This is a genomic window from Flavobacterium microcysteis, assembly GCF_006385255.1.
GTDB lineage: Bacteria > Bacteroidota > Bacteroidia > Flavobacteriales > Flavobacteriaceae > Flavobacterium > Flavobacterium microcysteis.
This window is the reverse complement of record NZ_VFJE01000054.1, coordinates 255,685-280,209: the sequence shown is the minus strand read 5'-3', so window position 1 is coordinate 280,209 and position 24,525 is coordinate 255,685. Positions and strand designations below refer to the sequence as shown.

Below are 24,525 nucleotides of genomic sequence, written 5' to 3'. Positions count from 1 at the left end.
AACTAAAAATGGCACACGTTAAGATAAACTTGTGCCATTTTTGGTAGGGTTGTGATAATGCATTGATTTTTAAAAAACTCAGCATTTTAAATGCCGCTTTTAATCTATAATATAAGGGTCTACTTCAGATGGATTAACACAATAAGGAGTTAAAGCATATTTTCTTCCAGGGTTCTTAGGATAAGAAGTATTAGGATCTAAAGTTCCAATATTGGTAAAGTAAGGTGAAATAAATACATTTTTCCATACGCCGGAATTATTTCCATAGTTGGTTATATTATACCTGACCTTCCCATCAATATTCAGACTTGCTAAACCAGGGTTATATGTTTTTGTAAATGTAGGCGAAATGAAAGTGTTGTTAGCGCAATTTTGATTTACGACTAGATCGTCATATCGGCCAACAGTTTTCAAGCTGTTGTTAGTGAAACGCTCTCCATGAAAATTACATTGAAACATATTGTATAATTCAAGGCCTGTACTCATGCTTAATTCGTATCGGTTTCCGGATAAATAATTAAAACCGCCGTCCATAAAAAATGCGGCGAGATCTCCATTTTCAAAAACATTGCCATTTACAACTGATGCCTCCATACCTTTGATAAAAACAGCTACACCTTTTCTGTTTGGATCTTTAAAGTCCAGATAAGTACTTGTTGCTCCAATTTCATTATTTATAATCCATCCGTCAACAAAGCTTTGTAAATGTAAGGAACCTAAAAAACCTCTGTCAGTTGAGGAATCATTTCCATAACCAGTTGCTGCTTTTAGGCCATGTAGATTGTTGTTTTCTATCCTTGAAGCCCAAGGAGATCCAAAAACGGCATGTTTAGCACAGTTGACAATATTATTGTTTATCAAAGAGCAGAATTTTCCGCTAAAAATTACCGCTGCATAAAGCCCGGAGCCTGCAGGATTCTCGTAATCACCGTCTATATATAAATTTTCAAGGCTAGCGTTTTCTGTATCGTTTGTAAAATTAAAAATACAATCGTTTAGGCCAGGACTGGCGGTATAAGTCGGACGTATTAATACTGGCATATTAGCAATCCAATTATTTCTTGCGGTCTGTTCTCCAACCAAAGTAAAGCCTGATGGAATAGTTACATTTCTGAATCGATAATAACCTCGTGGAAACATGATTTGAACGCCCGTAACCTTTTCACTTGTGGTAAATGCTACTATTAGTTTGTTTAATTCAGTAGAATAATCTGCGTCTGATTCTCTTCCAAGAATTCCAAACCATCTGACATTAATTGTGGTTCCCTCAATATTTCGTACCCATCTTCCATTTGTTGGATTAGCACCACCTGGAACTATAATTGTGCCGCCATTATCTGTTGCGGTTGTAAAACCGGCTATTCTCCAGACAAAATGACCTCCACCACCATCGTTATTTCCAATGTAGTCTGTGACATAACAAACATCACCATCGTTAGCTCCAATTACTCCCCTTAAATCGTCAATATTCTTAATTACTTGCATTTTCTATGTTTTTAAATTATTTTATATTATTATTTATTTCTTAGATACATTGTAAGTGTATTCTTAAATACTAAGATATAAAATATAGTGAATCAATAAGTTAAAATGAAGTTGTTTAATGGTGCTGGATTTGTTAATTGTTCTGGAGTTGCAAAAAAAATCCCGCTTCTTTCGAAAGCGGGATATAATATATAATATTTTAAGTTTTAAAACTCAGCATTTCCAGGAGTCCTTGGAAAAGGAATTACGTCTCTGATATTTGTCATTCCGGTTACAAACAGTACCAGTCTTTCAAAACCAAGACCAAAACCGCTATGAACTGCTGTTCCAAAACGTCTGGTATCTAAATACCACCAAAGTTCTTCTTCGTCTATACCTAATGTTTTCATTTTTTCAACCAAAACATCGTAACGTTCTTCTCTTTGTGATCCACCTACAATTTCTCCAATGCCTGGGAAAAGGATGTCCATTGCACGTACTGTTTTTCCGTCCTCGTTCAGGCGCATGTAAAAAGCCTTAATGTTTGCAGGATAATCATAAAGGATTACCGGACATTTAAAGTGCTTTTCAACTAAGAAACGCTCGTGTTCAGACTGTAAGTCAGCTCCCCATTCCTCAATAATATATTGGAATTTCTTCTTTTTATTAGGAGTTGAGTTCTTTAAAATATCGATAGCTTCCGTATATGAAACACGTTTAAAATTGTTTTCTAAAACAAAGTTCAATTTTTCAAGCAAAGTCATTTCACTTCTTTCCGCTTGTGGCTTAGATTTTTCTTCTTCCAATAAACGGCCTTCCAAGAATTTCAAGTCGTCAGCACATTTATCCATAGTGTATTTGATTACATATTGGATAAAATCTTCCGCTAAATCCATGTTGTCATCCAAATCGTTGAATGCTACTTCTGGTTCAATCATCCAAAATTCCGCTAAGTGACGGGAAGTATTTGAGTTTTCAGCTCTGAATGTAGGTCCGAAAGTGTAAATCTGTCCTAATGCCATGGCAAAAGTTTCTCCTTCTAACTGTCCGGAAACGGTTAGGTTGGTATGCTTCCCAAAGAAATCTTTTTTATAATCGATATGACCTTCTTCTGTTCTTGGCAGATTGTCTAATGGCAAAGAAGTCACCTGGAACATTTCACCAGCACCTTCTGCATCAGCACCTGTAATTACCGGAGTATTTACATATACGAATCCTTTTTCCTGGAAATATTGGTGTACGGCAAAAGACAATACGGAACGCACTCTCATGATAGCGCCAAAAGCATTGGTTCTTACACGCAAGTGAGCGTTGGCACGCAAAAATTCAAGCGTATGTTTTTTAGGCTGCATTGGAAATTTTTCAGGATCAGAATCACCTAAAATTTCTAAGCTGCGTACCTGAATTTCATATTTCTGACCAGCACCTTTGCTTTCAGTCAAAGAACCTTTTAATGCAACGGCAGCACCAGTAGTAATACGTTTTAACGTATCTGCTGGAGTATTTTCAAAATCAACCACACATTGGATATTATTTATAGTCGAGCCATCATTCAAAGCAATAAATTGATTATTTCTGAATGTTCTTACCCAGCCTTTTACATAAACTTCCTGCAATGTTTGAGCACTATTCAATAGCTCCTTAACTTTTGTGTGTTTCATTTTTAATGTTATAAAATAGTTTTTGATTTATTCCTGCGAGCCAAAAGATAGGCTTTTCGCTCTGAAAAACAGAAGGCAAAGATAGTAAAAAAATCAGTCAACAGCTGCCTATTACGTTACCAAGTCTGTATTCCGTTTTTTTATCTAATTTTACAAAAAAATAAAAATGAAAACCAATATTTTGGTCTCAGATACGCTGTATGTCATCGGGATTGTGTTTGTCATAATTCTCGTGGTTCTCGTATTTTTTCTTATTTACAAATTAAAAAAGGCGAAAGCCCAAAGAAGAGAGTTTGAGGAAAAATACAATACGCTTGAAGTGAAAGTCAATGGACTGAAGCTTGAAACTTTGGAATCGAAACTAAATCCGCATCTTTTTAAAAATATATTGAATTCGATCCAATCGCATGCGTACCAGACGTATCATGCGCTTGACAAACTGGCAAATGTCCTGGATTATATCTTGTATGAAAGCCAGAAAAAATTTGTCTCTCCAAGAGAAGAAATCGAATTTGCGTTAAACCTGATTGAAATCAACAAAATCAAAGTCAGCCCGCTTTTTGAATTGAAAGTAAAAACTAAAATCAAAGAAGCAGAATTGCTATATGAGCAGCCAATTTTAGCGCCTATGATTTCTATCGATTTGATTGAAAATGCATTTAAACATGCCGACTTAAAAAGTCCAGATGCTTTTATTTCTATCGTATTTGAATTTCGTGACAGCTGTTTTTACCTTACCGTTTCCAATAAGATATCAGACCACCGATCCTTAAAAAAAGACAACAGCGGATTAGGTTCAAACACTTTAGACCAGCGTCTTAGAATAATTTACAATAATAATTACAAGCTTGATAAATTTATCGAGGATGATGTTTATATTGCTCACTTAAAAATAGACTTACTTGAATACAAAGCTCAAATGCTTGCTGCTGGACGATGAATTGCCGGGATTGACGTATCTCAAAATGCTTTGCGAACAGATTCCGGAATTGGAAGTCGTAAAAGCTTTTGACAATCCTGAAAAATTGCTTGCCGAAATGGGAGGCCTTGATTTTGACCTGTGCATCACAGATATCGAAATGCCCGGAATTGATGGCCTCAGCGTTGCCAATCTGCTGAAAGATAAGATGGTGATTTTTACGACAGCTTATAAAGAATATGCTGCTGATGCTTTTGATATAGAAGCCATCGACTATATCACCAAGCCGGTAAAGAAAGAACGACTGCAAAAAGCAGTGGCTAAGGCTTTGGAAAAAATCAATAAAAAAGCGACTAACAAGAAATTTGTCCAATTGAATACGGATAAAGGAAAAGCATTGCTGTTTTTTGACCAGATTTTATACATACAGCCTTCGGAAACAGATAGCCGCGACAAGGAAGTATTGATGAAAGACGGAAATGTGATTCTGTTGAAGAACATCACTTTTGCCAAATTGCTTTCTCATTTGCCAAAAGCTGATTTTTGCAGAATCAATAAGAAAGAAATTATTGCTATGAAGGTGGTTAAGTTTTTTGCACATGACGAAATTACGGCTACAATTTTGGACAAAAACGGAAAGAATCTGGTGTTGTTTTTAAGCGATATTTACCGTTCTGATTTCTTGTGTAAAGTCAATATTTGAGTTTTATTACAAAATTTTTCCATCTTGTTACAATAGCCCCAAAGTATTTTACAAAATCAATTTGTAAGAGATTTTCAATACAGATATTTGCAACAACAAATTACTTACCTCATGCAAAAGCACAAAAATTCTATTTTTTATGTTCTTCTGATAGCTGTTTTTTCTGTGATAATCTATTGGTTCCTGGATCAAGGAAAACATTTGGAACATGGAAGGACGATTATTGAAAAAACTTCAGACAAAACGCAGTGGGAAGAATTTATCCTTTCCATGCAGCACAGTTTGCAGCATCCCCTGGCGATTTTATTAGCCCAAATACTTACCATCATTTTAGTAGCCCGATTTTTTGGGTGGATTTGCAGAAAGATTGGCCAACCATCAGTCGTTGGTGAAATTATTGCCGGTATTGTTTTAGGGCCTTCTTTGTTGGGATTGTACTTCCCAGAATTTAAAGAAACGATTTTTCCAGTAGCTTCTCTTGGAAATTTGCAGTTCCTAAGCCAGATCGGATTGATTTTTTTTATGTTTGTTATCGGGATGGAACTGGATTTGAAAGTTCTAAGAAATAAAGCGCATGATGCCGTAGTAATTAGCCATGCCAGTATTATTTTCCCTTTTACGTTGGGAATCGGGTTGGCTTATTTTATGTATGATTCTTTTGCTCCGGAAGGTATCGAGTTTTTGTCGTTTGCGCTTTTCTGCGGTATTGCGATGAGTATCACGGCATTTCCAGTTTTGGCGAGAATCGTTCAGGAACGAGGTATCCATAAGACAAAACTAGGAAGCATCGTAATCACTTGTGCGGCTGCAGACGATATCACGGCCTGGTGTATTCTGGCTGCTGTTATTGCCATCGTAAAAGCAGGATCTTTTGTAAGCTCCTTGTATATCATTGCTATGGCAGTTGCTTATGTTTTCCTGATGATTATAGTAGTAAAACCATTCTTGAAAAGAGTAGGTGACCTGTATTCTTCGAGAAAGACATTAAGCAAACCAGTAGTTGCTATTTTCTTTTTGACTTTGATTATCTCGGCATATGTGACAGAAGTTATCGGAATCCATGCTTTGTTTGGAGCTTTTATGGCGGGCGTGATTATGCCGGAAAGTGGCAAATTTAGAAGCATCTTTATTGAAAAAGTAGAAGATGTTGCCTTGATTGTATTGCTTCCGTTATTCTTTGTTTTTACCGGATTAAGAACAGAAATTGGTCTTTTGGACGACCCGTATTTATGGAAAATAACAGGATTGATTATAGCCGTAGCCGTAGCAGGTAAATTTTTGGGAAGCACATTAGCGGCAAAATTTGTCGGACAAAACTGGAGAGACAGCTTGTATATAGGTGCGTTGATGAATACCCGTGGATTGATGGAGTTAATCGTTCTTAATATCGGATATGAATTGGGCGTACTTTCACCTATGATTTTTACAATGATGGTCATCATGGCTTTGGTAACGACTTTTATGACAGGTCCTGCCTTAGACTTGATTAACTTTATTTTTAAGACCAAAAATTCAATCATTCCTGAAACCATAAGCAACAAGATAAAATATAAAATATTGCTTTCTTTTGCCATTCCGGATAGAGGAATCTCTTTATTGAAAGTAGCCAATAGCTTAGTAAGAAAACAAAATGGCAATGCTATAGTTACAGCAATGCATTTGTCATCCAGTAACGAATTGCACGGATTTGATGCCAGTCATTATGAGCAGGAAGTTTTCAAGCCTATGGTAAATGAAGCAGAAAATCTGGACCAAAAAATCATTACGCTTTTTAAAGCATCGGTAGATATTGATTCGGATATAACCGAGATTGCCAACCAAGGCGAATTTGATTTATTGCTAATAGGGTTGGGGCAGTCTATTTTTGAAGGAACCTTGCTGGGAAGAGTACTAGGATACACTACAAGAATTATAAACCCGGACAGGCTTATTGATAAATTTACAGGTAAAGAAGGATTGTTTGAAAATTCTCCTTTTGATGAGAGAACACGCCATATTATTGCCTACAGCAAGATGCCGGTTGGTATTCTGGTTGATAAAAATCTTGATGAAATTGATCAGGTTTTTATGCCACTTTTCTCTGCAGAAGATCGATTCCTGATAGAATATGCGCAGAAATTGATTCACAATAACGGTTCACAGGTAACAGTGTTGGATCCAACCGGAGAAATAAAAAACAATTCAGAAATTAAGGAGAGCATACGAGCTATTGAACAAATTGCTCCAAACCATATCACCATGTCGGGAGAAAAAACCATGACAAAAGAATTTTTAGAGAAACAAGACCTGATGATTATTAGCCTTGACAGCTGGAAAAAACTGGTTGACTCGCAAAGTGTTTGGTTAAATAATACACCATCTGTGTTAATTATTAAGCCATAAAAGTTTTAAAGTTTTATTTTTGCGTTTGGATTATACTTATAAAGATTACGTTATTATTAATTCTAAAAACCTGCTATGTTGTTCATAGCAGGTTTTATATTTTAAAACGGTCTCTAAAGTCCTAGGTTCAATATTACAGTCAATTTGATAGAAAGGTTGTCTTCAAATCGTGCCAGTTGGTTAGGCCCATATCTGTAAAATCCGGACAAACCAAAAGCTTTATAAATCTGGTTCAATTCGATACCTGATTCAAAATACCCGTCTCGTAGAGTTTTGTAGTTAAGCCCAATATGTTGCTCCGGTTTTTCCATATCACCCCAAGCCATTCTGGAAACCAAAACCAATGAAGGCTTGATTCCTTTAAAAACAGTCACTCTTTTAAAGCCATGCTTTAATTGGAACATCACATATTTGCTTGAGAAAAACTCATTAAAATACATGGTCTCGAAACTGTTTTTTCCGGCAATCGTAATTCTTTCAATCAGATTTTCCTTTGTAAGGCTGTTAGGAGAGGTGTTATAAAGATGCGAGATAGGAACATCGCCTAATGCATAGCCGGCTTCCATTAACAATGCCGTTCTTTGTCCGTTCAGGTAACGCTTTTCATATTCTGCCCTTAAATCGATTTTAGAGAAACCAAAATCGTTCTCAAAAACTTTTGGCAAGGATTGCGTAAACTGGAATGTAAATTTTGGGTATCGCTTTTCAATCTCTAATTTTCCGGTAGGAGTCTGCATATAATCACTAAACGGATTCCATTGTAATGAAACCATTGCCGTTGTCATGTCGTAGTTAGTGTATGATTTGCCATCAACCATGTAGATATAATTGAATTTTGGCTCAATTCTGCTATGGGTAAGCTGCCAGATACTTTCTGTTTTAGGAAGGATTTTGGTTTCAATATACCCTCGCCAGGTCTTATGATTATAGAAAGTACTTAAGTTGATTGGTCGCGGATCATAAATTTTAAAAACCCTTTTGTCGATGGCAAAAGAAGTACTCGCAATTTCTCGTACATCATCCGTATAACCTCCGCCAATCCATGAATTTGAAAAAATACCAACACGCACTGCACCGCCTATACTGTATTTGAAATCACCATCTTTGGTTCCATAGGCTGTATAGCCGTCCAAACGATATTTATTGGAAAACTTTTCATTGGTAATACCTCCCAAACCTACACGGAAACCTTCATAATTATTATAGCTCAATAGATATCGAAGATCCATATCTACAGGACCGATAGGCACATAGCCATTTAGTATTTTTCTTCCCAGGCGAAGCTTTTTTTCAAGTCGCTCTTTTTGGGCAATACTGTCTAAAGCAAAATAGGTTCTTTCGCTACGGACATCCAGGCTGTCTTTTCGGAAACTGTTCCAAAAATCATCGTCTTTTTTGACAGCGTCATCTTTAATTTCAATAGCAATGGCGGCATGTCTTATTTTTACTGGAGTATTGAGTTCTTTTTCAAAGTTGTATGATTTTGAAAGCAAGTAGGTAAAGTCGGAAGCATCTTTTTTTCGATGCGTGTTGTTGTTGTCGAAATCACCTTCAAATTTGATGGTACCGCCCAGAATTCGAATGTCGTCGTCGTTCTTTCCTTTGACAATTTTGAATTCTTTTTGTGTCGGGAACCAGATGTCTTGGTCTGCAAGATATTCAAATTCGTGTGTAGCAGAAATATCCAAAACACCACGGATTCGCATAATTGCTTTTGCAATAGCGTAATTTTCTTTGTCGATATAAACTACACCTTCCAATCCGGAGGACTTCCGTTTTTTCTTGGGTTTGAAATAGATCATATACGTATCCCGATTATCGAGCTTTACCGTATCTAATATTCTAAATCGGTAATCTTTAAACGCATCGGGTGCAATAGGACTATTGTATTTTGTTTCAAACAGTTCATATTTCGAATCATACACTGAAAAAGATTGCAGATTGAAAGCAATAATCTCGTAGATAGGATTTTTGAATCCGGCCATTTTTGTACCCAGAATTGTCTCCTTTAGTTTTTTGCCATTGAATTGGAACTGCGATACTTTTTCCGTCTGGAATAAATGCTGACGGTCTATAATTTTCTTGAACTTATAACTTGTAGAATCGATATTCTTGAATTCTTTTCCCCAATAGCGTTCTACAAATACAGAATCAATACTTCCGTCAATTGAATCCGGATTCGCTGAAACAATCAGTTTGTTATAAGACTTGAATTGGAAACTTAGTAGTTTTTGCTGAGGATCGTTCTTCTTTTTGTTTTTGATGGCTTTGCTTATAATGGCGTTAGCCGGATTTTCATCTGAAGAAAGCAGTATTTCATTTAAGTTTTCTGCTTTGGGCGCAAGCAATACATCATAATATTTTTTATGCCCAACAACAGTTATGGTTTTTGGGCTATAACCAATATAAGATATGGTAAAAGAATTGGTCTGATTTTCATTCAAGAACAGAAACTTTCCGTCTACATCTGTTACCGTTGAAATGTTATTACCGGTTATAGTAGCAAAAGGGAGTGGATTTTTTGTGTTTTCATCCCGCACGATTCCAGAAATCTGAAATTGTGCCTGTACCGAAATCGAAAGAAGAAAAAATAAAAACGTCAGGTGCTTCATAAAGTTATGTAACAGACGAATAGATGGTAGTTTTGTTACACTATGCAAAAGTAATCGACTTCAATAAAAAAAATCCACTATTTAAGTGGATTTTAATATTTAGTAATACAAATAGTGTTATATCGTATTAAACTTTCATGATTTCAGCTTCTTTAGCAGCTAAAAGTTCCTCTATTTTTTTGATAAATGAATTAGTCAGGTTTTGAACTTCATCTTCAGCACTTTTGCAAATGTCTTCTGAAGTTCCTTCTTTTTCTAATTTTTTAATATCAGTATTGGCATCTTTACGCACATTTCTGATTCCGATTTTTGCATCTTCTGCTTCTGATTTAGCCTGTTTAACCAAATCACGACGACGCTCTTCAGTTAATGGTGGTACGCTGATGATAATCACATCACCATTGTTCATCGGGTTAAATCCGATATTTGCTACCTGAATAGCTTTTTCAATCGGTTGAAGCATGCTTTTTTCGTAAGGCTGGATTGTAATAGTTCTTGCATCTGGCACATTGATGTTTGATACCTGGCTTAGCGGTGTAGCTGCACCATAATAATCAACAAATACGCTGCCTAACATAGCAGGACTTGCTTTTCCGGCACGGATGTTTAAAAATTCTTTTTCAAGGTGCGCAATTGAACCTGACATCGATTCTTCAGCACTATCTAATATAAAATCAATTTCTTCAGTCATTTTATCTAGAATTTCAGATTTCAGATTCAGATTTCAGTCTTCCGACAGTTATCCTGATTCTGCTCTCTAATTATACATTAACTACAGTTCCTACGTTTTCGCCTTCGCAGATTTTCAAAAGGTTTCCTTTTTTATTCATGTCAAAAACAACAATTGGCAAGGCATTTTCCTGACTTAGCGTGAATGCTGTCGTATCCATAACATTTAGACCTTTTTTCAAGACATCGTCAAATGTAATGGTATCAAATTTTACAGCATCAGGATTTTTTTCCGGATCAGCCGTGTAAACACCATCCACTCGGGTTCCTTTTAGGATAACGTCTGCATTAACTTCAACACCTCGCAAAACAGCTGCTGTATCTGTCGTGAAATAAGGATTTCCGGTTCCTGCTCCAAAAATTACAATTCGTCCTTTTTCAAGGTGGCGAACTGCTCTTCTTTTGATATACGGTTCAGCTATCGCCTCAATCTTTAAGGCAGTCTGTAAACGTGTCAGCATTCCTTTGTCTTCAAGAGCTCCCTGAAGTGCCATCCCGTTAATCACGGTTGCTAACATTCCCATATAATCACCTTGAACTCTATCCATTCCGTTGCTTGCTCCGGCAACACCACGAAAAATATTTCCTCCTCCAATTACAATTGCAATTTCAACGCCTTTGTCATGAATTTCCTTGATTTCATCTGCATATTCAGCCAATCTTTTTGGATCGATGCCGTACTGTCTGTCGCCCATCAAGGCTTCTCCGCTCAATTTCAGGAGTATTCTTTTGTATTTCATCCGTTGATTTTGTTTTCGCTTAAGTTGTGCAAATATAGTCATAATCTGTTTTTTTGGAATAAGTTGACGAAAAAAAAGTAATTCGTAATTTTGAGCTTATTTTCATGCCGTTAAATTGAGATTATGAAAGAAATTATTAAGAACAGTTTAGAAAAAAGCAATACTTATTTAGAATATAGAAAAGTAGTTGCCGACTTGCTTTTAAATGGGAAATCAACGGGTGATATCCAATCGGATGATTTGTTGCATTATAGCAAATTGAATGAAACAAGAATGAACCGTTTGGAAAAAACGATTACAGTTTCTCCTGAAATTGAAGAAAGACTGAAGCTATTAAGAAAGCACTATATCTGGCTCGTGATTTCTGAAGGTTGGTGTGGTGATGCGGCGCAGCTGCTTCCAATTATGCATAAAATGGAAGTGCTTACAGATCATATCGATTTTAAGATTGTATTCCGTGATGAAAATGAGGCCCTGATGAATAAGTTTCTGACTAATGGTGGGAAATCGATTCCGAAATTAATTGTTCTGGATAAAGAAACTTTGGAAGTTTTAGCAGATTGGGGACCAAGACCCAAAGAAGCATTTGATATGGTCAGAAATTATAAAGAAAAACATGGTGTTCTGGACGAAACAATCAAAACAGAATTGCAGATGTGGTATCTTCATGATAAAGGAATAAGTACTCAAAATGAGCTTTTGGAAATGATGCGACTAATCGAAATTCAGGAATAATGGCAGGCTATCAAGAACAAGGATATGTATATCTTGAAAATTTCTTTTCTGAAACTGAAATTGAGGCGATTGAAAAAATCCTGAGAAAATTTCATGAAAAGTGGCTGGAAGACAATGTGGCCTATTATGAAAAAGGACTATTGAATAGCCATAGTCTTACATCTGGCAATTATCTTAATCAAGAAGAGAAGACGGCACTTTTTCAGTTTATTAGTCAAGACAAGCTACAGGCAATTCTAAAAACGGTTTTTCCAAAAACTCCAATTTTCCTGAATACACAGCTTTTCTTTGATCCTAAAAATAGTGAACAGAAAAACTACTGGCATCGGGATATCCAATATACCGGAATGTCGGTTGAAGAACAAAAAACTGCCATTCAAAATCAAAACGTTGTTCATTTCAGGATTCCAATGAAAAAGGAATCTGGAATCGAGCTTGTTCCTAAAACGCATCGTGAATGGGATTTGCTAGAAGAATTTGAGGTGAGAAATTCCTTGAATGGAGCTGTTCCGAGTGATAATTTAAAACGAGGAAAAGTTATCGGATTGAATCGGGGCGATGTATTGGTTTTTTCTGCCAATATGATTCATAGGGGGATTTATGGGCAGGATCGATTTTCGTTAGATGTACTTTTTTGTGATGATATTCCTCAAATGAGAAATTTCATCGACCGAAATAATTATCCGTCAAAAGAAATTTTAGAAAATCTGAACAATACGGAATTGTTCGAACTTTAAAGTTTATTTAAAGTACCCAGAATATAAATCTTATCCGATGTCGACATGCCACCTGGATTACATCCTGGTTTTCCTTCAGGAATTTCACTTCCTATCTGTTTGTAATACTCCACCCATGCAGGGAAGAACTCATTAGTTCCCGGCTCTTTATAAGTCATTGGAGACAATTCGAAAAAAGGCTTATCGTTGTTGGCCTTTTTAAAAGCATCATAAATCAGTTCTGAACAATAATATTTTCCGTTATCATACACATAGTCGTCATCATAAGGAACGCCAATTTGTTTTAAGGAAAAAGAGATTGCTTCAGGAATCAAACCGATGTGTTTCTTTTTGATACGGCCTATATACATTGGTTTGGATGTGTTTTTTGAAAATTTCTTCAAGGTGTTCAATCGCACTTCCGTTCCGGCTGCTTCAATAATATAAATCGTTTTGTCTTTTATGTATACCAATCCCATATGGCTGAAATCGTGGCCTTGGTAACCTTCTGTTACGGCTTCAATCGCATCACATAAAGGACCGCAATCCATATCCTGAAAAATAAAATCGCCCGTTTTTAAATCGGATGAATTTATTTGGGCATATGAAAAACTAGAATAAAAGAATAGCAGTAAGAGGATCGTTTTTTTCATGGTTATTCTGTTTTTTTAGGAAGAGAATCTACAAAAGCTTCCAGGTCATAACCGTCCTTTACATCATAATTGCCGATTTTTGTCCTGCGTAAAGCGGTAAGATGCCCTCCGGAGTTTAAAGCTTTTCCGAAATCGAAAGCCAGTGAACGAATATAGGTTCCTTTACTGCAGACTACCCTGAAATCAATTTCGGGAAGAGCAATTCGGGTAATTTCAAATTCGTGAATAACAGTTTTTCGTGTTGGAATTTCAACTTCTTCACCATTTCGGGCATGTTCGTACAAGCGGACACCATCTTTTTTCAGGGCTGAGAAAATAGGAGGACGCTGGTCGATTTCACCAATAAACTGTTTTATGGTTTCATGGATCAGTTCTTCTGTGATATGGTCAGTAGGGAATGTTTCGTTGATTTCCGTTTCCAAATCATAAGAAGGCGTTGTTGCGCCAACCGTAATGGTTCCGGTATATTCTTTTTCCTGTCCTTGTAACTCGGAAATCCTTTTTGTGAATTTTCCTGTACAGACCAAAAGCAGTCCGGTAGCCAGCGGATCAAGAGTTCCGGCATGGCCAATCTTGATTTTTTTTAATCCCAGCTTGCTTTTCAAGGCCCATTTTAACTTGTTAACCGCTTGAAAAGAGGTCCAGTTCAAAGGCTTGTCTATCTGTAAAACCTGTCCGTCTTGAAAATCTTGTGCTGTCACTGGGAAGTTATTTTATGTAGATGAAATAAATTAGGAGCAATGTTCCGGCTACTATTCTGTAATAGCCCCACGGTTTGAAACCGTATTTTTTGATAACTCCTATAAAGAATTTGATGGCAATAATCGCAACGATAAAGGCGATGATATTTCCAATAACAAATAATTTCATATTGTCGCCAGATTGTGTCAACAACTCATAACCTTTTAATCCTGAAACCTTGTAGGTTTTCAAAAATACAGAATAGCAGGTCACGGCAAGCATTGTTGGAACGGCCAAAAAGAATGAAAACTCGGCAGCAACCTGTCGTGTCAGTCCTTGTTGCATGCCGCCGATGATTGAAGCAGCTGAGCGGCTTGTTCCCGGCATCATTGCCAGACATTGCCAAAAACCAATAGTGACTGCTTTTTTTATCGAAATGTCTTCTTCTTCAGCAACAACAGGGTTTTTGAAATAGTTGTCAATAAAAAGCAAGATAAAACCTCCAACAATCAATACGATTGCAATCGGGATAGGATTACCTAATACGGCATCGATATAATCGTCAAAAAGATAACCTAAAATTAGCGCTGGAACTACTGCCAAGGCTAATTTGATATAAAAGTTCAGCTTGCTGAAATTGAAAAATTTTCTCCAGTATAAAACTACAACAGCCAGAATGGCGCCAAATTGTATAGAAACCTGAAATAGTTTTGTGAAATCGTCTTCTTGGATTCCAAAATAGGAACTTGTGAAAATCATGTGTCCAGTAGAAGAAACAGGCAGGTATTCTGTTAGGCCTTCAACGATGGCGATTAAAATTGCTTCGATTAAATCCATTCTGTTAGGTAAGATTGTCAATTATCAGATTGTTATTCCGCTGGACGAAATAAGAAATCCAATCTATTTTTTAGGATTTTTTAAAATGGCGTAAATCGTAATTCCAAAACCAATCAGTACGGTTGTAGGAGCCAGACGGATTCTTCTGAAATCAAAAATCTTATCGCTAAAAACAGCTGGGTCATGGCTTCCACCTCCCGACATCAGGATAAATCCAAGCGCAATAACACCAATCCCTATCAATAAAAATTTATAGTTTACCTTGTCGAAAAGGAACTCGTTTTTTTGTGTATTTGTTTCTTTAGTACTCATAATTTTAAGTCAAAAGTTAATAGCCAGAAGCCAAAGTTTTTATGCGGAAATCCAAAATCCAAAATCCAAAATCTCAAATCAAAGATCAAAAATCAGAAATCTCAAATCAAAAAACCAATATTAATACAAATCGTCTGTACGCAAATTCAAGAATCGCTGTGTTGCAAAAAAAGTACTGAACCATGTAATCAGGATTCCGACAACCAAAACGCCAACCAAAACCAAACCTATCATCATTTGGTCTTCCATGATTTTCAGATTCGGGAAATTAGTTTCTACATAATACAATACGCCCATTAAAGCGAAAATGGCCAAAAGAGAACCTATAATTCCCAATTTGATGCTTCGCCAGATAAAAGGCTTGCGGATAAATGATTTTGTTGCTCCAACCATCTGCATCGTTTTAATAATGAAACGGTTTGAATAAATGGACAAACGCATTGAGCTGTTAATTAGCAAAACCGCAACCAAAGCCAAAAATCCGCTGGCAATCAAAATCCAAAAACTGATTCTTTGGATGTTGTCATTTACCAGATTTACTAAGACTTTATCATAAACAATGTCAGAAACCATTGGATTGTTAACAATCTTTGATTCAAATTTCTTGATACTGTCTGTTACTATATAATCTGCTTTTAAGTGAATATCGAATGAATTCTCCAAAGGGTTTTCACCCAAAAATGCCATAAAATCTTCCCCAATAATATCCGTATGCTGCTTGGCCGCTTTGTCTTTGGTTACAAATTCGTAAGATTTTACAAATTTTGATGTCTTTAATTGAGTATCAAACGCATTGATAATGCTATCGTTAGCCTCATTTTTAAAATAAACCGACATGGCGATTTCTTCCTTAAAGTCATCCGACAATTTCTTTGAATTGATTACAAATAACCCTAAAATTCCCAGTAAAAAGAGTACCAGGAAAACGCTCAATACCACGGAAAAATAAGAAGAAATAAGTCGTCGCTTTTGAAATTTTTCAAATGATGAAGCCATAGTTTTGATTTAATGCTGTAAAAATAATAAAGATTTCTTTAAACACAGTTTATAACGCTCAAAGTTTTGACTTTCGTACAATAAACGTAAATTTGCTACCTTGAATTGATTTTTTTTGTATATAGCAAAATAACTCTCTGAACATTAACCTTAAACCTAAAGATCTTAGCGACTTAGAATCTGATACGATGAAATACAATCCTAACGAAATTGAAGCCAGATGGCAAAAATACTGGGCAGAAAACGGAACCTTCCACGCAGAAAATAATTCTGATAAACCAAAATACTATGTTTTGGATATGTTTCCTTATCCTTCTGGGGCAGGTCTCCATGTAGGGCATCCGCTCGGATATATTGCATCTGATATTTATGCAAGATTTAAAAGACACCAGGGATTTAATGTTCTGCATCCGCAAGGCTATGATAGTTTTGGTCTTCCGGCTGAGCAGTATGCTATCCAGACAGGGCAGCATCCAGACAAGACAACCAAAGAAAATATTGCCCGTTATAGAGAGCAGTTAGATAAGATTGGTTTTTCTTTTGACTGGAGCAGAGAAGTAAGAACATCCAGTCCGGAATATTATAAATGGACTCAGTGGATTTTTATTCAGCTGTTCAATTCTTGGTATGATAAAGATGCGAATGAGGCAAGAGATATAAGAACCCTTATTCTTGAATTTGAGGAAAATGGTAATGAAAAGGTAAATGCTGTTGCTGATGATGCTATTCCTGCTTTTTCTGCCAAAGAATGGAAATCCTATTCCAAAGAAGATCAAGAAAGAATTTTATTGAAATACCGTCTTACGTTTTTGGCAGAAACAGAAGTAAACTGGTGCCCGGCATTGGGAACTGTTTTGGCAAATGACGAAATTATAAATGGCGTTTCTGAAAGAGGTGGACATCCGGTGATCCGTAAAAAAATGACGCAATGGAGCATGAGGATTTCAGCTTATGCAGAACGTTTGCTTACAGGTTTGGAAACCATCGATTGGACAGAATCTTTGAAAGAAAGCCAAAGAAACTGGATAGGAAAATCAGTTGGAGCTTCTGTAACTTTTAAAGTAAAAGACTCTCAATTTGAAAGAAATGCAGTAGATTATATTTTGAGCGGCGACGAAACAAACAATCATGCGATTGAAGTTTTTACAACCCGTCCTGATACGATTTTTGGTGTAACCTTTATGACTTTGGCTCCAGAACATGATTTGGTAGCAAAAATCACTACGCCGGAACAAAAGAAAGCTGTTGAAGCGTATGTTGAAGCGACTTCCAAACGTAGTGAACGTGATAGAATGGCCGATGTAAAGACTATTTCAGGTGTTTTCACAGGAGCTTATGCAGAGCATCCGTTTACAAAAGAAGCCGTTCCGGTTTGGATTGGTGACTATGTGTTGGCGGGATATGGAACTGGAGCTGTTATGGCTGTTCCTTGTGGTGATGAGCGTGATTATGCCTTTGCCAAACATTTTAATATTCCAATTAAAAATATTTTTGCAGGAGCTGATATTTCAGAAGAAGCCTATACTTCAAAAGATAATGTAGTGATTGGCAATTCAGATTTCCTAAACGGACTGGATTACAAAAAGGCTACTAAAAAAGCAATTGAAGCACTGGAAGAATTAGGGCAAGGAAAAGGAAAAACCAATTATCGTTTGCGTGATGCTGTTTTTTCACGCCAGAGATATTGGGGTGAGCCTTTCCCGGTTTATTATGTGAACGGATTGCCACAGATGATTGAAGCGCAGCATTTGCCGATTCGTCTTCCGGAAGTAGAAAAATATTTGCCAACAGAAGACGGACAACCACCTTTAGGAAATGCATCAGAATGGGCATGGGATACAAAAAATGCTACAGTTGTTAGCAATGAATTGATAGACGATGTGACTGTTTTTCCTTTAGAATTAAATACGATGCCGGGCTGGGCAGGAAGCTCTTGGTACTGGCTTCGTTATATGGACGCACATAATGAAGAGGAGTTTGTTTCTGAAGAAGCTCAAAATTATTGGCAAAATGTCGATTTATATATAGGAGGTAGCGAGCATGCTACTGGCCACTTGTTGTACTCCCGTTTCTGGAACAAATTTTTGAAAGACAGAGGTTTTGTTAACCAAGAAGAACCGTTCAAGAAATTAATCAATCAGGGAATGATTTTGGGAATGAGTGCTTTGGTTTACAGAATTTCCGGAACCAATACTTATGTTTCTAAAAATATCAAAAATAATTACGAAACGGAAGGACTTCATATAGATGTAAGTCTTGTGAATGCTTCTGATGAAATTGATATCGAGAAATTGAGACAATGGCAGCCTCAATTCAATGATGCAGAATTTGTAACAGAAAACGGAAGATTTTTTGTAGGCAGAGAAGTAGAGAAAATGTCCAAACGTTGGTATAATGTTGTCAATCCGGATGACATTTGTAATGAATACGGAGCTGATACATTGCGTCTATATGAAATGTTCTTGGGGCCGTTAGAGCAAGCCAAGCCATGGAATACTGCCGGAATAACAGGTGTTTTCGGATTCTTGAAAAAGCTTTGGAAGTTGTATTTTGATGATAATGGTTTGATTGTAAATTCAAATCCTGCTTCACCGGAAGCATTGAAAACGTTGCATAAGACAATCAAAAAAGTACAGGAAGATATCGAGAACTTCTCGTTCAACACTTCGGTAAGTTCTTTTATGATTGCTGTAAATGAATTGACGGCAATGAACTGCCATGAGCGTTCTATATTGGAGCCGTTAGCCGTTGTAATTTCGCCTTATGCGCCTCACATCGCTGAAGAATTATGGGAAAGATTAGGACATAAAGAAAGTATTTCTGCAGTTCCTTTTCCACGATTCAATCCGGAATACCTGATAGAAAACAATAAAGAATATCCGGTGTCGTTTAACGGAAAAATGCGTTTTACAATTAACCTTCCATTGAATTTGACTGTAAAGGAAATTGAAGACATTGTAATGGCTGATGAAAGGACCATCAAACAATTGAATGGCAAAACGCCTAACAAGATTATCATCGTTCCAGGAAAAATCATCAATCTTGTAGGTTGATTTTAAGAGAATATTAGCACTGACAAAGTTTCAGTATTGACAAAACCTCGCTATATTGGCGAGGTTTTTGTTTATAATTAGATATCAAAAAACAAAAAAAATGATTGGATATTATATCTTAATAGGTGTTATCGCATTGGTCAGTTGGGCTGTTAGTGCCAAGCTGCAAAGCAAATTTGAGTTTTATTCGAAAGTACATTTACGCAACGGAATGAGCGGTGCGGAAATTGCTGAAAAAATGTTGCAAGATCATGGCATCACAGGAGTACGAGTAATTTCAACTCCCGGTAGATTGACAGACCATTATAATCCTGCAGACAAAACGGTAAACCTGAGCGAAGCAGTATATAATCAAAGAAATGCTGCGGCTGCGGCTGTTGCTGCTCACGAAGTAGGACATGCCGTACAGCATGCCCAGGCTTATGAGTGGTTGAATATGCGTTCTAAGTTAGTTCCGATTGTGAACGTAACTTCTGGAATGTCGCAATGGGTGGTGATTGGAGGATTGATTCTTGGGGCAGCTACCGGTTTTGTGGGAGGCTTCTATATCGCAGTAGCGGGTCTGGTTATGATGGCATTTGCCACTCTCTTCAGTTTTATTACGCTTCCGGTGGAATATGATGCTAGTAACAGAGCTTTGGCTTGGTTAAAAAATAAAAATATGTTGAGCCAACAAGAATATGCGGGTGCTGAAGATTCATTGAAGTGGGCCGCACGAACTTACCTTGTAGCTGCGATTGGTTCATTAGCTTCGCTACTGTATTGGGCACTTCAGGTTTTTGGAGGCAGAAGAGACTAATGAATTTAAGATTTAATGATTTAAGATTTTAGGTCTTGTGGAATAATTAAAATGATCCGTGTTTAACAAAGCACGGATTTTTTTGTTTGTAGTTCTCATGTCTGTAAAAATTAAAGGTATTCTGAACTAGTAGCTTAAACTTGGTATTTAACTTACCCGCAAATCACCTATGACTACACACCAAAAATCCCAAATCTAAAATCATAAATCTAAACTCTCCAATCATAAATCCCAAATCAAAAATCTCCAAATCTACAACTGTATCTGTCTCTCTATCTGCTGGTCTAAAGAGATAAAGGTTTCTGTTCTGGAAACGCCTTCTATAACCTGTATTTTGGTGTTTAATAATTGCATCAGATGTTCGTTATCACGACAGATGATCTTGATAAGAATTGACCAGTTTCCTGTAGTATAATGACATTCCAAAACTTCAGGGATTTTTCGTAATTCACGAACCGCTTCCGGATTTCGGGCTGCTTTGTCCAAATAGATTCCAACAAAAGCCATCGTGCTATAACCCAGGACTTTTGCATTGACTACAAATTTTGACCCTGAAATAACCCCAGATTGTTCTAGTTTTCGAAGACGCTGATGGATAGCAGCTCCGGAAATACCTATTTTATTCGCAATCTGAAGTATTGGCTTTCGGGCATCTTCCATTAGGTCACGAAGGATTTCTTTGTCGATACCGTCAATTTCTATTTGTAAGGAATTAATCTTCATGAGTTTTGATTTGTAACTGAATTGAGGAATTTCAGTTTTAGTTTAATCAAAAATATGAATTTATGTTTGAATTTTGGAAGATTAATGCCGCAGATTGCACAGATTTCTGTTGGTTAATCAGTGGAAATCTGTGTAATCAGTGGCTAAATATTTTTTTATCCGGCTACATGCATCGGATTATAACCCATATAAGGAACTTCTTTTTCATTGAAAGTAACGCCGTAGTTTTCCAGTTCTTTCAAAATCGGAAGATAAACTTCTCTGCGTATTGGTAATTGAACACCTGGAGTTTTGATGTTTCCGTTCAAAATCTGCAAAGTAGCTATGGCTACAGGAAGACCTACAGTCTTTGCCATAGCGGTATAAGTCTGGTCATCGCCTATGCAAACCATAGTGGAATCAATCTGTTTTTCTTTGCCGTCAAGCACGTAGCCAAATTTGTGATACATCACAATCATGTCTTTGTCATGTTTTTCCAACGACCAGCTTTCGCTTAATATTTTTTCAAGAATTTGTGCCGGAGTAGCATTTTTCAAGCCGACAATTTTTTTGTTATTGAACAAGTCGAGTTCTAATAATTTGTCCCATTTGATATCGTCCTGATCTATCTTTAAAATCAATCGTAATTTGATTTCTACAGAATCGGTTGGATGGTAAGGCAAGAAAGAGTTTGTGAACTCACGATAAGTCATGTTTTCGGAATTTTCCATAACATAGCTATCGTCCGTCATTCCAAGCTGCACGAACATATTCCACGCTTTTGAAAAACCTACACGACGAATCGTTCCTCTATACAAAGTTAGGGCGTCATCAAGACCGTATACACTTCTATATTTTAAGGAGTCGCGATTGGCATAACCTTCAAATCGGCCATAGCCTTCAACTTCCATAAACTCAGTTCTTCTAAATAATTTATGATATGGGATATACTTATAAGTACCTTCCTGAATAAATTTAGCGGTACCGCCTTGTCCGGCCAATACCACGTTTCTTGGATTCCAGGTGAATTTATAATTCCAAAGATTATTATCAGATTCTGGAGCCACAAGTCCACCACAAAAAGATTCAAAAAGAATAATTTTGCCTCCCTTATCACGAATTTCGTCTATCACTTTCATGGCACTCATATGGTCTATCCCCGGATCGAGTCCTATTTCGTTCATGAAAACCAAATTATTCTCTTTGGCTTGGGCATCCAAACTTTGCATGGCTTCACTGATATAGGAAGCCGTAACCATGTGTTTTTTGTAAGTGATGCAATCTTTTGCCACTTCAATATGCATGTGTGCAGGAAGCATCGAAATGACGATATCTGCTTTTTGGATTTCTTCTTTTCTCTGACTTTCATTAAAGATGTCGAAAGCAATTGCAGTAGCATTTTTATGGTTTTTGGTTTTTCTCTGAGCCAGTTCTAGTGAAAGGTCGCCAATAGTTAAGTGTAGGTTTTCTTCTTCTGATTTGTTTAGAAGATATTGTATTAGTGAAGAAGCAGACCTTCCGGCCCCAATAATTAGGATATGTCTCATAAAAAACCGTAAAATTTTAATAATAACACAAAAGTAGGTATTTGTTATATTTTAAAAAACTTAATGTCGGTTTGATTGTCATAAAGTTTTCAAGATGCTTAACTTTGTGGTAAATTTAAATCAACAATGGATAGGAAGATTATTTCTGCAGCGGCAATTTTAGGTTTTGTCGCTATCATATTAGGTGCATTTGGTGCGCATGCTTTGAAAAAAGTTCTTGATGTTGAGCAATTGGTTTCTTTTGAAACCGGAGTACGATATCAAATGTACCACGCCTTATTTCTGCTATTTCTTGGAAGCACTAAGTTGGTGTCTGACAAGACCAAAAAAAATATTTACTACTTAGTCCTATCAGGCGTTTTGTTGTTTTCTGGTTCTATTTATCTTTTGGCTACCAGAAATATAACAAACGTAGATTTTAGCGTTATAGGATTTATAACACCAATAGGTGGATTGCTTATGATTATAGCTTGGGCTTTACTTTTTTTAAATATCCTAAAGGGAAAAGCATAAAGTTTTATCAAATATATTCAATCTGAAATTTAATTTTTACTTTTGCCAAATAATTTTAAACACAACTCAATTAGAATTCTATGGATAATTACACCCAGTTTACGAAAACGATTTCGCTAGAGAAATATGGAATCAAGAATGTTGAAGAAGTAATTTACAATCCTTCTTATGAAATGCTGTATGCGGAAGAGTTAAATTCAAACCTTAAAGGGTTTGAAAAAGGGCAGTTGACAGAGTTAGGAGCAGTAAATGTAATGACGGGTGATTTTACAGGACGTTCTCCAAAAGATAAATATATTGTTCAGGATGATGTTACTAAAGATACCATTTGGTGGACATCGGATAAGGCTGTTAATGATAACAAGCCAATCAGCCAACAAACTTGGGAGGCTTTAAAAAAGACGACTGTAGATCAGCTTTCAGGCAAAAAACTATATGTGGTTGATGCATTTTGCGGAGCCAATGAAAATACAAGACTAAAAGTAAGATTTATTGTTGAGGTAGCATGGCAGGCACATTTTGTAAAAAATATGTTTATCCGCCCAACAGAAGAAGAGCTTGAAAATTATGGAGAGCCTGATTTTGTGGTAATGAATGCTTCAAAAACTGAATTTTCAGATTATAAGGCACATGGCTTGAACTCAGAAGTATACATTGCTTTCAACCTTACTGAAAAAGTTCAGGTTATTGGAGGTACGTGGTACGGAGGAGAAATGAAAAAAGGACTTTTCGCCATGATGAACTATTACCTTCCATTGCAAGGAATCGCTTCAATGCACTGTTCTGCTAACAAAGGAAAAGATGGCGATGTTGCTGTTTTCTTCGGATTGTCCGGAACTGGAAAAACGACGCTTTCAACAGATCCAAAACGTGAATTGATTGGTGATGATGAGCATGGATGGGATAATGATGGTGTTTTCAATTTTGAAGGCGGATGTTATGCAAAAACAATCGACTTAAGCAAAGAAAACGAGCCGGATATCTATAATGCTATCAAAAAAGATGCATTGCTTGAAAACGTAACCGTTGATGCAGACGGCAAAATTGATTTCAAAGACGGTTCTGTAACTCAAAACACAAGAGTTTCATATCCTATTTACCATATTGATAATATTGTGAAGCCAGTTTCTAAAGCTGGACATGCTTCAAAAGTAATTTTCCTTACGGCAGATGCATTTGGAGTTATGCCTCCGGTAGCGAAACTTTCGCCAGAGCAGACTAAATATCACTTCCTTTCTGGATTTACGGCAAAATTAGCAGGTACTGAAAGAGGAGTAACTAAGCCAGAACCTACTTTCTCAGCTTGTTTTGGAAAAGCATTCCTTTCGCTTCACCCAACGCAATACGGTCAGGAATTGGTGAAAAAGATGGAAGAGCACAATGCTACAGCTTATTTGGTAAATACGGGCTGGAATGGTACAGGAAAAAGAATTTCTATCAAAAATACAAGAGCGATTATCGACAGAATTTTAGATGGTTCGCTTGAAAAAGCGGAGACTGCTACGTTGCCGATTTTCAATTTTGAAATCCCAACTGCTTTAGAAGGAGTTGACTCTGATATTCTTGATCCAAGAAAAACGTATGCTGATGCGTCAGAATGGGAAACTAAAGCTCTTGATTTAGGAAAGCTGTTCGTAAAGAACTTTGCACAATATGCTACTAATGAAGAAGGTCAAAATCTGGTAAAAGCGGGCCCTCAGGTTGACTAATCCTGGATTATAAGATACTAAAAAACCCTGCATTCGCAGGGTTTTTTTGGTTAAAATCTCTC

General features: G+C 36.7%; 21 protein-coding genes. 9 read left to right on the top strand and 12 right to left on the bottom strand.

Annotated features, from left to right (window positions below; translation table 11 throughout):
* Positions 1–99: 99 nt before the first annotated feature.
* Together FJA49_RS10225 and asnS are read right to left on the bottom strand one after the other, a co-directional pair.
* Positions 100–1,485, bottom strand: coding sequence for a hypothetical protein (locus tag FJA49_RS10225; RefSeq protein ID WP_140000879.1), 1,386 nt, complete (start codon positions 1,483–1,485; stop codon positions 100–102).
* A gap of 206 nt (positions 1,486–1,691) precedes the next feature.
* Positions 1,692–3,125, bottom strand: coding sequence for an asparagine--tRNA ligase (gene asnS, locus FJA49_RS10220; RefSeq protein ID WP_140000878.1), 1,434 nt, complete (start codon positions 3,123–3,125; stop codon positions 1,692–1,694).
* A 166-nt stretch (positions 3,126–3,291) separates the two neighbouring features.
* On the opposite strand from asnS, the gene FJA49_RS10215 reads away from it, so the two are divergent.
* The 3 genes from FJA49_RS10215 to FJA49_RS10205 all read left to right on the top strand — a co-directional run bounded on the left by FJA49_RS10215 (position 3,292) and on the right by FJA49_RS10205 (position 7,129).
* Complete coding sequence (locus tag FJA49_RS10215; protein WP_140000877.1) at positions 3,292–4,065, top strand: sensor histidine kinase; 774 nt, start codon at positions 3,292–3,294, stop codon at positions 4,063–4,065.
* Positions 4,028–4,747, top strand: a complete 720-nt coding sequence (locus tag FJA49_RS10210) for a LytR/AlgR family response regulator transcription factor (protein WP_140000876.1) — start codon at positions 4,028–4,030, stop codon at positions 4,745–4,747. The genes FJA49_RS10215 and FJA49_RS10210 overlap by 38 nt, the downstream gene beginning before the upstream one ends.
* A gap of 111 nt (positions 4,748–4,858) precedes the next feature.
* The gene (locus FJA49_RS10205; protein ID WP_140000875.1) at positions 4,859–7,129 is read left to right on the top strand and encodes a cation:proton antiporter; all 2,271 of its coding nucleotides are present in this window, start codon (positions 4,859–4,861) and stop codon (positions 7,127–7,129) included.
* A 113-nt stretch (positions 7,130–7,242) separates the two neighbouring features.
* On the opposite strand, the gene FJA49_RS10200 is transcribed toward FJA49_RS10205, so the two are convergent.
* From FJA49_RS10200 to pyrH, 3 genes are all read right to left on the bottom strand, one after another.
* Positions 7,243–9,741, bottom strand: a complete 2,499-nt coding sequence (locus FJA49_RS10200) for a DUF5686 and carboxypeptidase-like regulatory domain-containing protein (RefSeq protein WP_140000874.1) — start codon at positions 9,739–9,741, stop codon at positions 7,243–7,245.
* Positions 9,742–9,868: 127 nt separating this feature from the next.
* Positions 9,869–10,432 carry a ribosome recycling factor gene (frr, locus tag FJA49_RS10195; protein WP_140000873.1) on the bottom strand — a complete coding sequence of 188 codons (564 nt, stop codon included), beginning with the start codon at positions 10,430–10,432 and terminating at the stop codon, positions 9,869–9,871.
* Between the two features lie 70 nt (positions 10,433–10,502).
* On the bottom strand, positions 10,503–11,210 hold the full coding sequence (pyrH, locus tag FJA49_RS10190) for a UMP kinase (RefSeq protein ID WP_140000872.1): 708 nt from the start codon (positions 11,208–11,210) through the stop codon (positions 10,503–10,505).
* Positions 11,211–11,333: 123 nt separating this feature from the next.
* On the opposite strand from pyrH, the gene FJA49_RS10185 reads away from it, so the two are divergent.
* On the top strand, positions 11,334–11,945 hold the full coding sequence (locus FJA49_RS10185; protein WP_140000871.1) for a thioredoxin family protein: 612 nt from the start codon (positions 11,334–11,336) through the stop codon (positions 11,943–11,945).
* Positions 11,945–12,682, top strand: a complete 738-nt coding sequence (locus FJA49_RS10180) for a phytanoyl-CoA dioxygenase family protein (RefSeq protein WP_140000870.1) — start codon at positions 11,945–11,947, stop codon at positions 12,680–12,682. Before FJA49_RS10185 ends, FJA49_RS10180 begins: the two co-directional genes overlap by 1 nt.
* Here FJA49_RS10180 and FJA49_RS10175 read toward each other — a convergent pair.
* The 5 genes from FJA49_RS10175 to FJA49_RS10155 form a co-directional block, all read right to left on the bottom strand.
* A complete protein-coding gene (locus FJA49_RS10175; protein WP_140000869.1) occupies positions 12,679–13,314 on the bottom strand; it encodes a YiiX/YebB-like N1pC/P60 family cysteine hydrolase in 636 nt (211 codons plus the stop codon). The two genes, FJA49_RS10180 and FJA49_RS10175, sit on opposite strands and share 4 nt — an antisense overlap.
* A gap of 2 nt (positions 13,315–13,316) precedes the next feature.
* Positions 13,317–14,015 carry a tRNA pseudouridine(55) synthase TruB gene (truB, locus tag FJA49_RS10170; RefSeq protein WP_140000868.1) on the bottom strand — a complete coding sequence of 233 codons (699 nt, stop codon included), beginning with the start codon at positions 14,013–14,015 and terminating at the stop codon, positions 13,317–13,319.
* A 7-nt stretch (positions 14,016–14,022) separates the two neighbouring features.
* On the bottom strand, positions 14,023–14,832 hold the full coding sequence (locus FJA49_RS10165) for an undecaprenyl-diphosphate phosphatase (RefSeq protein ID WP_140000867.1): 810 nt from the start codon (positions 14,830–14,832) through the stop codon (positions 14,023–14,025).
* Positions 14,833–14,895: 63 nt separating this feature from the next.
* Positions 14,896–15,144: a DUF3098 domain-containing protein gene (locus FJA49_RS10160; protein ID WP_140000866.1), complete on the bottom strand. Its 249-nt coding sequence runs from the start codon at positions 15,142–15,144 to the stop codon at positions 14,896–14,898.
* 120 nt (positions 15,145–15,264) lie between these two features.
* Complete coding sequence (locus FJA49_RS10155) at positions 15,265–16,140, bottom strand: cell division protein FtsX (RefSeq protein WP_140000865.1); 876 nt, start codon at positions 16,138–16,140, stop codon at positions 15,265–15,267.
* 188 nt (positions 16,141–16,328) lie between these two features.
* On the opposite strand from FJA49_RS10155, the gene leuS reads away from it, so the two are divergent.
* A complete protein-coding gene (gene leuS / locus FJA49_RS10150; RefSeq protein WP_140000864.1) occupies positions 16,329–19,193 on the top strand; it encodes a leucine--tRNA ligase in 2,865 nt (954 codons plus the stop codon).
* Positions 19,194–19,293: 100 nt separating this feature from the next.
* Entirely contained in the window at positions 19,294–19,992 is a 699-nt protein-coding gene (locus tag FJA49_RS10145; protein WP_140000863.1) for a zinc metallopeptidase, read from the top strand.
* A 252-nt stretch (positions 19,993–20,244) separates the two neighbouring features.
* Here the strand turns inward: FJA49_RS10145 and FJA49_RS10140 are convergent, their stop codons facing one another.
* Together FJA49_RS10140 and FJA49_RS10135 are read right to left on the bottom strand one after the other, a co-directional pair.
* The gene (locus FJA49_RS10140; protein WP_140000862.1) at positions 20,245–20,715 is read right to left on the bottom strand and encodes an Lrp/AsnC ligand binding domain-containing protein; all 471 of its coding nucleotides are present in this window, start codon (positions 20,713–20,715) and stop codon (positions 20,245–20,247) included.
* Positions 20,716–20,870: 155 nt separating this feature from the next.
* On the bottom strand, positions 20,871–22,241 hold the full coding sequence (locus FJA49_RS10135; protein ID WP_140000861.1) for a saccharopine dehydrogenase family protein: 1,371 nt from the start codon (positions 22,239–22,241) through the stop codon (positions 20,871–20,873).
* 126 nt (positions 22,242–22,367) lie between these two features.
* On the opposite strand from FJA49_RS10135, the gene FJA49_RS10130 reads away from it, so the two are divergent.
* Both FJA49_RS10130 and pckA read left to right on the top strand, forming a co-directional pair.
* Complete coding sequence (locus FJA49_RS10130) at positions 22,368–22,754, top strand: DUF423 domain-containing protein (RefSeq protein WP_140000860.1); 387 nt, start codon at positions 22,368–22,370, stop codon at positions 22,752–22,754.
* A gap of 80 nt (positions 22,755–22,834) precedes the next feature.
* Positions 22,835–24,463 carry a phosphoenolpyruvate carboxykinase (ATP) gene (gene pckA / locus FJA49_RS10125; protein ID WP_140000859.1) on the top strand — a complete coding sequence of 543 codons (1,629 nt, stop codon included), beginning with the start codon at positions 22,835–22,837 and terminating at the stop codon, positions 24,461–24,463.
* The last annotated feature ends 62 nt before the right edge of the window (positions 24,464–24,525 follow it).